The organism is Rhodococcus sp. NPDC054953 (genome assembly GCF_053609225.1).
On sequence record NZ_JBSGXD010000017.1, the window covers coordinates 63,943 to 74,085 of the forward strand.

Genomic DNA, 10,143 nt, shown 5'->3' on the forward strand with positions numbered 1-10,143 from the left:
GCACAATTCGCCCGAATTGGGAGATTCGTTGGGTTTTGCTGCCTATGATGCCCTCCGGTAACTGTCACCGGGGGGTGATTCGGAAGGTCGCGAATGTCGCACGAGATGCATCACTTCTCCCTTGGTGTGTGGGTCCTGTTCCTCGCCTACGCCGTATCCGCGCTCGGGTCCCTCGTCGGGTTGCTCTGCGTACAGCAGGCAATGTCCGCGAGCGACCGGAGGTCGCGTGGCGTCTGGACGGGCTTTGCGGCGTTGTCGATCGGCGGTGTCGCGGTCTGGCTGATGCACTTCATCGGGATGATGGGTTTCGACCTGCCGGGAACGACGATCCGGTACAGCCTGATGCAGACCCTGCTCTCGGTGGGGTTGGCGATCGGGCCGACCTTCCTCGGGCTGGCGGCCGTCGGGTCGGGTGCCGGGCGGGGGCGGGTTCCGCGCCTGCTGGGTGCGGGCCTGGTGATGGGTCTGGCGGTCAGTGCGATGCACTACACCGGAATGTGGGCGATCCGGATCCGCGGTTCGATCGAGCACGAGACGGGCTACGTGCTGGCGTCGATCGCCATCGGCGTGACGGCCGCGACCGCGGCGCTGTGGTTCTCGCAGGTGGCCACTCGGTGGTATCTGCAGATCCCCTCGGCGCTGGTGATGGGACTCGCGGTGGTGGCGCTGCACTACACCGGCATGGCGGGCCTGACCGTGCACATCGACCCGACCGCCCCCGCCCCGGTGGGGCTGTCGGTCAACGGGCTGCTCTTCCCCGGCTTCGGCGTCGGGATCGTGGTGTTGGCCGTGCTCGTCGTCAAGTTGCTGGTCACCCCGTCGCGCCGGGATGCCAGCCTGGAAGCGCAGATCGCCGGCTGGGAGGCGCCGGTGCCCGCCGCGGGCGTTGCCGCGCGCCCGTGACCGCCGGTGTCACCGTCGCGCTTGCATCCACGTCCTGACCGCAGGCACGAAAAGCAATGTGACGCCAGCGAAGACGCACACCGCGTACGGAGCGAGCGCCCACCGCGCTGCGGCACCGACGGAGGTCGCCGCCGCGGCGAGCAGGGACCAGAACCCGAAGGCGGCGGCGATCGAGAGGGTGCCGACGGCGATGAGCACGATTCGACCCGTCGGCCGGCGCGCGCGCAGCAACTGCATCCCGATCAGGGTCGCCACCGCCAGCAGCGCGGCAATGCTCGCGGCGCCGAGCAGGGTCAGCGACACAACATCGGCAACGTCCCGCCGCGAGCTGCCCGGGTTCTGGGCGGCCAGGGCGGACTCGATGGCGTCGCGGACGGCGGTGGCGTCAAGGACGGTGGCGGCAGCGATCCCGGCCAGGAGGGCGAGCGACGATCCCCACGCCAACAGTGCCGCGGTGGCCGGGCGCGGAGGGCCCGCGTCGGACTCGGGGCGCCGGGGGCGCATGCGGAAATCCGGTCGCGGCGGTGGCGGCCGCCGTCCCGGCGCGGCAGCGGCGCGCGCTGCGGGTGACGGGCCGTCGGGGATCGGGTCCGGGTCCGGGTCTGCGGGGACACCGTCCGAGCCGTCGCTGTGCACGGACGCATCGTATCCGCGGCCGTCGTGACCGACATCACCACGACCCGGGCGGGGGAGTCGGGGAACAAATCCCGGCGAGCCCCCGTTGACCATCTCGACAGCCTTGAGTGTGGTCGACTCAAGTTTGGTTTGACTCTCGTATCGGAGCGTTGCAAACTTGAGTCCGTGCCACTCACTTAGGGTGAGGTAGCGGAAAACCCCAGCACATCGAGTCCGGCCGATCCGTGGCCGGAGTGCTGCAACACGTAGGAGGAATCACTATGGCTCGTGCGGTCGGTATCGACCTCGGGACCACCAACTCGGTCGTGGCAGTGCTCGAAGGCGGCGAGCCCGTAGTGGTCGCCAACTCCGAGGGCGCACGCACCACCCCGTCGATCGTCGCCTTCGCCAAAAACGGTGAGGTGCTGGTCGGCCAGCCCGCCAAGAACCAGGCGGTCACCAACGTCGACCGCACGATCCGCTCGGTCAAGCGCCACATCGGCACCGACTGGACCGTCGCCATCGACGACAAGCAGTACACCTCGCAGGAGATCAGCGCCCGCACGCTGATGAAGCTCAAGCGCGACGCCGAGGCCTACCTCGGCGAGGAGATCACCGACGCCGTCATCACCGTCCCCGCCTACTTCGAGGACGCGCAGCGGCAGGCCACCAAGGAAGCCGGTCAGATCGCGGGCCTCAACGTGCTGCGCATCGTCAACGAGCCCACCGCGGCCGCGCTCGCGTACGGCCTCGACAAGGGTGAGAAGGAACAGACCATCCTGGTCTTCGACCTCGGCGGCGGCACCTTCGACGTGTCCCTGCTCGAGATCGGCGACGGCGTCGTCGAGGTCCGCGCGACCTCCGGCGACAACCACCTCGGCGGCGACGACTGGGATGAGCGGGTCGTGAACTGGCTCGTCGAGAAGTTCAAGGCGTCCAGCGGCATCGACCTGACCAAGGACAAGATGGCCCTGCAGCGTCTGCGTGAGGCCGCCGAGAAGGCGAAGATCGAGCTGTCGTCCTCGCAGTCGACCTCCATCAACCTGCCGTACATCACCGTCGACGCGGACAAGAACCCTCTGTTCCTCGACGAGCAGCTCACCCGCGCCGAGTTCCAGAAGATCACCTCCGATCTGCTGGACCGCACCCGCGCGCCGTTCCAGTCCGTCATCAAGGATGCGGGCATCTCCGTCGGCGAGATCGACAGCGTCGTGCTCGTCGGTGGCTCCACCCGCATGCCCGCCGTCTCCGACCTGGTGCGCGAGCTGACCGGTGGCCGCGAGCCCAACAAGGGCGTGAACCCGGACGAGGTCGTCGCCGTCGGCGCCGCCCTGCAGGCCGGCGTCCTCAAGGGCGAGGTCAAGGACGTGCTGCTACTCGACGTCACCCCGCTCTCCCTCGGTATCGAGACCAAGGGTGGCGTGATGACCAAGCTCATCGAACGCAACACCACGATCCCCACCAAGCGGTCCGAAACCTTCACCACGGCCGACGACAACCAGCCGTCCGTGCAGATCCAGGTCTTCCAGGGTGAGCGCGAGATCGCTTCGCACAACAAGCTTCTCGGCTCCTTCGAGCTCGCGGGCATCCCGCCGGCCCCGCGCGGCGTGCCGCAGATCGAGGTCACCTTCGACATCGATGCCAACGGCATCGTGCACGTGACCGCGAAGGACAAGGGCACCGGCAAGGAGAACACGATCAAGATCCAGGACGGCTCCGGCCTGTCCAAGGAGGAGATCGACCGGATGGTCAAGGACGCCGAGGCGCACGCCGAGGAGGACAAGGCCCGCCGCGAGGAGGCCGAGGTCCGCAACCAGGCCGAGTCGCTCGTGCACCAGACCGAGAAGTTCATCAAGGACAACGAGGACAAGGTCCCGGCCGACGTCAAGGAGAAGGTTGAGGCGGCCATCGTCGAGGCCAACACCGCGCTGGCGGGCAGCGACATCGCCGCCGTGAAGACGGCCGTGGAGAAGCTCGCGACCGAGTCCCAGGCGCTCGGCGAGGCGATCTACGCCGCGCAGGCCGCCGAGTCCGCCGGTGATGGCGCGGCCCAGGCCCAGGACGGCGACGTCGTCGACGCCGAGGTCGTGGACGAGCCGACCGACCAGGACAAGAAGTGACGTCCTCGGAAGGAACCGGCGCCGAACGCGACGCCCTCGTCGACGACGAGATCACGCTCGACCCGGAGGCCGGTGGGGACCAGCAGTCGCAGACCCCCGACTCCGACACCGAGGGTGCGGCAGCGGAATCCGCTGCCGCCCCCGAGGGGGACCCGGTCGCCGAGCTGACCGCGGACCTGCAGCGCGTCACCGCCGAATACGCCAACTACCGGCGGCGGTCGCTGCGGGACAGTCAGGCCGCCGTCGAGGCGGCGAAGGCGTCCGTGGTGGGGCAGTTCCTCGACATCGTCGACGACCTCGACCGGGCCCGTGCCCACGGCGACCTGGAGACCGGGCCGCTGAAGGCGTTGTCGGACAAGCTGACCGGAGTGCTCACCGGACTCGGCCTCGCCGGGTTCGGCGACGAGGGTGACGCCTTCGACCCCGAACTGCACGAGGCCGTGCAGCACGAGGGCGAGGGGCACCACCCGGTGCTCGGCGTCGTGCTCCGCAAGGGCTACAAGTACGGCGACCGGGTGCTGCGACACGCGATGGTGACCGTCACCGACGGCGACGCAGCCACGCCAGCCGAGTAAAACAGCAGAAACAACGAGAGGAGGAGGCACCCGGTGAGCCAACGGGAGTGGATCGAGAAGGACTTCTACAAGGACCTGGGTGTCTCCTCCGACGCCTCGGCCGACGAGATCAAGAAGGCCTACCGCAAACTTGCCAGGGATCTGCATCCCGACGCCAATCCCGGTGACACCGCCGCCGAGGAACGGTTCAAGGCGGTCAGCGAGGCGAACGCCGTCCTCTCCGACCCCGCCAAGCGCAAGGAGTACGACGAGACCCGGCGGATGTTCTCGTCCGGCGGGTTCGGGCACGGCGGTTTCGCGCCCGGCAACCAATACACCACCGGCGGTGGTGGATTCGGCGGCGGCGAGTTCAACATCGGCGACCTGTTTGGCGGCGGGACCGCCGGAGACAGCGGTCTCGGCGACCTGTTCGGCGGACTGTTCGGCGGTGGACGCGGCGGAACCCGCACCCCCACCCGCCCGCAGCGCGGCTCCGACGTGGAGGCCGAGACCACCCTCCCGTTCCGGGAGGCCGCGACCGGCGCCACCGTGCCGCTGCGGCTGACCAGCCCGGCGTCGTGCACCACCTGCCACGGCAGCGGCGCCAAGCCGGGCACCAGCCCGAGGGTGTGTGCACGCTGCAACGGATCCGGCATCGTCAGCCGCAACCAGGGCGCGTTCGGATTCAGCGAGCCCTGCGACGACTGCCGGGGTACCGGGTCGATCATCGACGACCCGTGCACCGACTGTCGCGGCACCGGGGTGCAGAACCGCACCCGAAACATCACCGTCCGCGTCCCCGCAGGCGTCAGCGACGGGCAGAAGATCCGTCTCGCCGGTCAGGGCGAGGCCGGCCTGCGGGGTGCGCAGTCCGGTGACCTGTACGTCACCGTGCACGTCACCCCAGACAAGGTGTTCGGCCGCAACGGCGACGACCTCACCGTCATCGTCCCCGTCAGCTACGGCGAACTGGTGCTCGGCACCACCCTGTCGGTGCCCACCCTCGAGGGGCGGGTCGGGGTGAAGGTTCCCGCGGGCACCATCGACGGCCGGATCCTGCGGGTCCGCGGCCGCGGCGTGCCGAAGCGGTCCGGTGGGGCCGGTGACCTGCTCGTCACCGTCAAGGTTGCGGTGCCGACCCAGCTCGACGAGAAGGCCACCGAGGCGCTGACCGCGTACCTCGAGGCGGAAAAGGCGAGCGGATTCGATCCGCGCGCTGGCTGGGCGGGTGCCTGATGACCCGCATCGCGACAATCGGGATCCCGCGGAGGTGAGGCATGGCCGACAAGCCGAACACGAACGGTGCGCTCGACCCCGACGCGCAGGTCTTCGTCATCTCGGTGGCGGCCGAACTGGCCGGGATGCACGCGCAGACGCTGCGTAACTACGACCGACTCGGCCTCGTCACCCCGCACCGGACCACCGGCGGCGGCAGGCGCTACTCGCCCCGCGACGTCGCCCTGCTCCGCGAGGTGCAGCGGCTGTCCCAGGACGAGGGCGTCAACCTCGCGGGCATCAAGCGGATCATCGAACTGACCAATCAGGTCGAGGCCCTGCAGAATCGGGTCACCGAGATGGCAGCGGAGATCGCCCGCCTCGCCGCGGGCTACCGCCGCGACCTGGTGCCGCTGCCGCGCAGCAACTCCATCGTCGTGTGGAAGCCCCGGCACGAGCGCTGAGCGCCTCGCCAGCCCCTGCCACCCGCCCCGCCCCCTGACCGAAGCCCCACCCCCTGACCGCCGCCCCACCCCCTGACCGAATGTGGGATTCGGTCAGTTGAACTGACCGAATCCCACATTCGGTCAGCCGGGGGCGGGGTCAGCCGGGGGCGGGGTCAGCCGGGGGCGGGGTCAGCCGGGGCGAGGTCAGTCGGGGGCGGAGCGCTGGCGGGTGGCCGGAAACGGGACGAGCGTCACATCTTCCCACCGGCCACTCTTCTTCACACCAGCACCGCGCGTCGCCTAAACTCTCCGAAACGCCCGCGGCGTCCGTCGCGGGCATCACGGGCCCGCCGGGGACAGTGGCGGGTCCGTGCGTGTGCGGAACGGGGAACCTGCGGTGGATTCAACGGCGATCTCACATGTCCGGACGACGTTCAAGGCCCTTGCGGCTGCCGAGGACGGTGGCGTCCAGGTCACGCGTACGTTCTATTCGATTCTGTTTGCCCGCTACCCGCAGATGCGGGACATCTTCCCGGCCGTGATGGAAATGCAGGCCGACCGCCTACTCGAGGCAATCGGGTATGTCGTCGACAAGCTCGACGAACCGGACCTGGTTCGCGGGTTCCTCACCCAATTGGGCCGCGACCACCGTCGATACGGCATCGCTGAAGAACACTTCTATGCGGTCGGCGGCACGCTGCTGTCGACGCTCGAGCGGTTCGCGGGCACCGAACTGTGGACCGACGAGGTCGAGGACGCGTGGCGGGAGGCGATCGCGTTGATCGCCGCGACGATGATCGAGGCGCTCAACGAGGGCGGCGAGCCCGCCACCTGGACGGGCACCGTCGTCGAACACAAGCAGGTCCTGCAGGACGTCGCGGTGATCCGGCTGCAGCTCAACCAGCCCATGCACTACGGCGCGGGGCAGTATGTCGGCGTCAGTGTGCCGGGCAGGCCGCGGATGTGGCGGTACCTTTCGCCCGCGATCCCGGCGAACGAGGCAGGCCAGATCGAGTTCCACGTCCGTCGTGTCGCTGGCGGCTGGGTCAGCGCGTCGATGGTCCGGGAGACCCGGCCCGGCGACGTCTGGCAGCTGAGCGCGCCGCTCGGTGGTCTCGGGGTGGACCGCAGCCGCGGCCGCGACATGCTGATGATCGGTTCCGGCACCGGGATCGCGCCGCTGCGCGCGCAGGTGATGGAGATGGCGATGCGGGGACGGAACCCGCGCGTGCACCTGTTCGCAGGCGGCACCTATCCGTGCGACCTGTACGACCTCGACATCCTGTGGCAGCTCGCGCGCACCAACCCGTGGCTGACGGTGATCCCGGTGTCTGCGGAGGATGTGAACCCGTGGTGGCACACCGATCCCGAGCCGGTCACCCCGCCGGGAATGCAGGCCCGGCTGACCGGGAAGCTCGGTGAGGTGGTGGCCGAGTTCGGCGCCTGGGAGGACCGCGACATCCAGATTGTCGGTTCCCCGTCGACCGTGCAGACCGTCAAGTACCGCCTGCAGGCCAAGGGCACGCCGATGGAGAACATCCGGCACGACCCGCTGACCTGACGCAGTCGCACCGGTCCCGTGCCCGCGTCGGCCACGACTGGTGGTCGCGGTACCCCGAGCGAACGGCACGTTCATTCGATCAGGTCGACTGAACGCTTCCGTTCACTCGGGGCAGGGGCAGGGGCAGGGGCAGGGGCAGGGGGACTGTCAGCCGACCTGGATCGCGCCAGCGGGGGTGCCGGTGTCGACGAGGGCGCGGACGGTGGCCCGCACCATGCCGGGGGAGCCGACGACGAGCACCTGATGGTCGACGTAGGCGCCGTAGGAGCTGACGACGTCAGCGAGGGTGCCCTGAATCCAATGGTCTTCGCCGTATCCGGCGGCGCCGCGCACCCGCTCGTGCCACTCGTCCGGCCACGCCGGGTCGACGACGTCCTCGACCACCGGGATCACGGTCAGCCAGTCGAGCTGCTCGTCGAGCAGCCACAGCATGTCGGATGCGTACAGGTCGCGGGGGTGCCTGCCGCCGATGAACAGGAACACCCGCGGCGGCTCCGCGCGACGCGCCAGGTCGAGGATCATCGCGCGCAGCGGCGCCAGGCCGGTGCCGCCCGCGACCATGATGACCTCGCGGGCATCGGGATCCACCGACAATCGGCCGCTGGCGGCGCCGACCTCCCACTGGTCCCCGACGACGGTCTCGGCGACGATCGCCCGGCTGAGCCAGCCCGCGGGCACGGCGCGGACATGGAACTCGAGCTTGCCGTCCAGGGACGGTGGCAGGGCGGGGGAGTAGCGGCGCCCGAGACCCGGGTTCTGCGGCACGATCACCCCGAGCGACTGCCCCGCGGTGAACGGGACGAACTCGCTCTCGAGGCGGATGACGGCAAGGTCTTCCCGTAATCGGTGGTGCTGCACCACGGTCGCGGTCCACAGTTCCACCGGTTGATCGTTCACGCCGCACATCGTATTCGGCGCGCGCCGTGCCGGTGCACATACCGAGCGTCCGATGCCGGGAAAGCGCACCCGACGCTTGCGCAACCACTAGAACATGTGTCAGTTTCGAATCTACTGTGTGAGTCACACCACGCGCGCCCGGCGCCCATCACGAGCGGAGTTCCCATGACCACCGACGTCCTGCACCGACCGCAGTTCCTGGCGGACCTGCTGATCACCGCGCTCGAACGCAACGCGGACCGGCCCGCGCTGTACCTCGGTGACGTGGTGCTCACCGGCGGCCAGATGCGCGACCAGATCAGCAGTTTCAGCCAGGCCCTCGCGTCGCAGGGCATCGGTAAGGGGTCGACGGTCGCGATGCTGTCGAAGAACCGGCCCGAGGTGCTGATCAGCGTCGGATCGCAGATGATCCTCGGCTGCCGCAACACCGCGCTCGCCCCGATGGGGTCGGTCGACGACCACGCGTACATCCTCGGTGACGCCGAGATCGAGACGCTGATCTTCGATCCCACCGCGTTCGAGGGGCGGGCCGCCGAACTCAAGGCCGCCGTCCCGACCCTCAAGAACCTCTTCGCGCTCGGCCCGTCCGAGGTCGGCATCGACATCCTCGCCCTCGCATCCGGATTCGCGCCCGCGCGACTCGTCGCCGCCGACGTCGACGGCGACGACCCGTCGAGCATGGTCTACACCGGCGGCACCACCGGCAAGCCGAAGGGCGTCGTCAACACCTTCGCGTCCGGGGTCACGCTGCCGCAGATCCAGATGGCGGAGTGGCAGTTCCCCGACGAGATGCGCTTCCTCGCCTGCACCCCGCTCTCGCACGCGGGCATGGCCTTCTTCGTGCCGACGCTGATGCGCGGCGGCTCCCTCGTCGTGCTGCCCGCCTTCGAGCCGGGCGCGGTGCTCGAGGCGATCGAGAAGTACCGGATCACCTCGACGATGCTGGTGCCGACGATGATCTACATGCTGCTCGACCACCCCGACCTGCAGACCCGCGACGTCTCCAGCCTGGAGACGCTGTTCTACGGTGCGGCCGCGATGTCCCCGGCCCGCCTGCAGGAGGGCATCGCGAAGCTCGGCCCGATCTTTTTCCAGTACTTCGGGCAGTCCGAGTGCGGCATGACGATCTCCGTCCTCCGCAAGGAGGAGCACCTCGCGGACGATCCCGAGCGGCTCGCGTCCTGCGGCCGCCCGGTGCCGTGGCTGAACGTCAAGCTGCTCGACGACGAGCTCAACGAGGTGCCGCGCGGCGAACTCGGCGAGATCTGCGTCCGCGGCCCGCTGGTGATGAAGGAGTACTGGAACAAGCCGGCCGAGACCGAGGAGGCGCTGCGTGGCGGCTGGCTGCACACCGGCGACATCGCCCGCCTCGACGAGGACGGGTTCATGTTCATCGTCGACCGCAAGAAGGACATGATCGTCACCGGCGGGTTCAACGTGTTCCCGCGGGAGGTCGAGGACGTCATTTCCGCGCATCCCGCGGTGGCGTCGGTCGCGGTCGTCGGTGTGCCGGACGAGAAGTGGGGTGAGGCCGTCAAGGCGTGCGTCGTCCTCCGTGACGGTGGGGCCGTCACCGCCGACGAGCTGTACACGATCGTGAAGGACGCGAAGGGCGCCGTGCACGCCCCGAAGACCGTCGACTTCGTCGACTCGCTCCCGCTGACGCCGATCGGCAAGCTGGACAAGAAGGCCCTGCGGGCCCGCTACTGGGAGGGCGCGGCGCGCGCCGTGTAGCACCCGCTCGCGGGGGGGGGCCCGAGCAGAGACCCCACAACAACCCCCCCCCGTTCTCCACCCAGGGGGCCCCCCCCCCCCCCCCCCCTGTAACCCCC

General features: G+C 69.4%; 9 protein-coding genes. 7 read left to right on the plus strand and 2 right to left on the minus strand.

What is annotated here, in order from left to right:
• The first annotated feature begins 93 nt into the window (after positions 1 to 93).
• On the plus strand, positions 94 to 903 hold the full coding sequence (locus tag ACWF62_RS13420; protein WP_378571436.1) for an MHYT domain-containing protein: 810 nt from the start codon (positions 94 to 96) through the stop codon (positions 901 to 903).
• Between the two features lie 9 nt (positions 904 to 912).
• Here the strand turns inward: ACWF62_RS13420 and ACWF62_RS13425 are convergent, their stop codons facing one another.
• Positions 913 to 1,539 (minus strand): hypothetical protein, encoded by a 627-nt coding sequence (locus ACWF62_RS13425; RefSeq protein WP_452630306.1) that lies wholly within the window; start codon positions 1,537 to 1,539, stop codon positions 913 to 915.
• A gap of 260 nt (positions 1,540 to 1,799) precedes the next feature.
• On the opposite strand from ACWF62_RS13425, the gene dnaK reads away from it, so the two are divergent.
• The 5 genes from dnaK (at position 1,800) to ACWF62_RS13450 (ending at position 7,414) form a co-directional block, all read left to right on the plus strand.
• Positions 1,800 to 3,638, plus strand: coding sequence for a molecular chaperone DnaK (gene dnaK / locus ACWF62_RS13430; RefSeq protein WP_378571440.1), 1,839 nt, complete (start codon positions 1,800 to 1,802; stop codon positions 3,636 to 3,638).
• Positions 3,635 to 4,213, plus strand: a complete 579-nt coding sequence (gene grpE, locus ACWF62_RS13435; protein WP_378508942.1) for a nucleotide exchange factor GrpE — start codon at positions 3,635 to 3,637, stop codon at positions 4,211 to 4,213. Before dnaK ends, grpE begins: the two co-directional genes overlap by 4 nt.
• Positions 4,214 to 4,246: 33 nt before the next feature.
• Positions 4,247 to 5,428 (plus strand): molecular chaperone DnaJ, encoded by a 1,182-nt coding sequence (dnaJ, locus tag ACWF62_RS13440; RefSeq protein ID WP_378571442.1) that lies wholly within the window; start codon positions 4,247 to 4,249, stop codon positions 5,426 to 5,428.
• A 41-nt stretch (positions 5,429 to 5,469) separates the two neighbouring features.
• The gene (locus ACWF62_RS13445) at positions 5,470 to 5,871 is read left to right on the plus strand and encodes a heat shock protein transcriptional repressor HspR (RefSeq protein WP_378508940.1); all 402 of its coding nucleotides are present in this window, start codon (positions 5,470 to 5,472) and stop codon (positions 5,869 to 5,871) included.
• Between the two features lie 379 nt (positions 5,872 to 6,250).
• Complete coding sequence (locus tag ACWF62_RS13450) at positions 6,251 to 7,414, plus strand: FAD-binding oxidoreductase (protein WP_378508939.1); 1,164 nt, start codon at positions 6,251 to 6,253, stop codon at positions 7,412 to 7,414.
• Between the two features lie 147 nt (positions 7,415 to 7,561).
• On the opposite strand, the gene ACWF62_RS13455 is transcribed toward ACWF62_RS13450, so the two are convergent.
• Entirely contained in the window at positions 7,562 to 8,320 is a 759-nt protein-coding gene (locus ACWF62_RS13455; protein WP_378508938.1) for an FAD-binding oxidoreductase, read from the minus strand.
• Between the two features lie 156 nt (positions 8,321 to 8,476).
• Here ACWF62_RS13455 and ACWF62_RS13460 point away from each other — a divergent pair, with 156 nt between their 5' ends.
• Positions 8,477 to 10,045 carry an AMP-binding protein gene (locus ACWF62_RS13460; protein WP_452630307.1) on the plus strand — a complete coding sequence of 523 codons (1,569 nt, stop codon included), beginning with the start codon at positions 8,477 to 8,479 and terminating at the stop codon, positions 10,043 to 10,045.
• Positions 10,046 to 10,143: the final 98 nt, after the last annotated feature.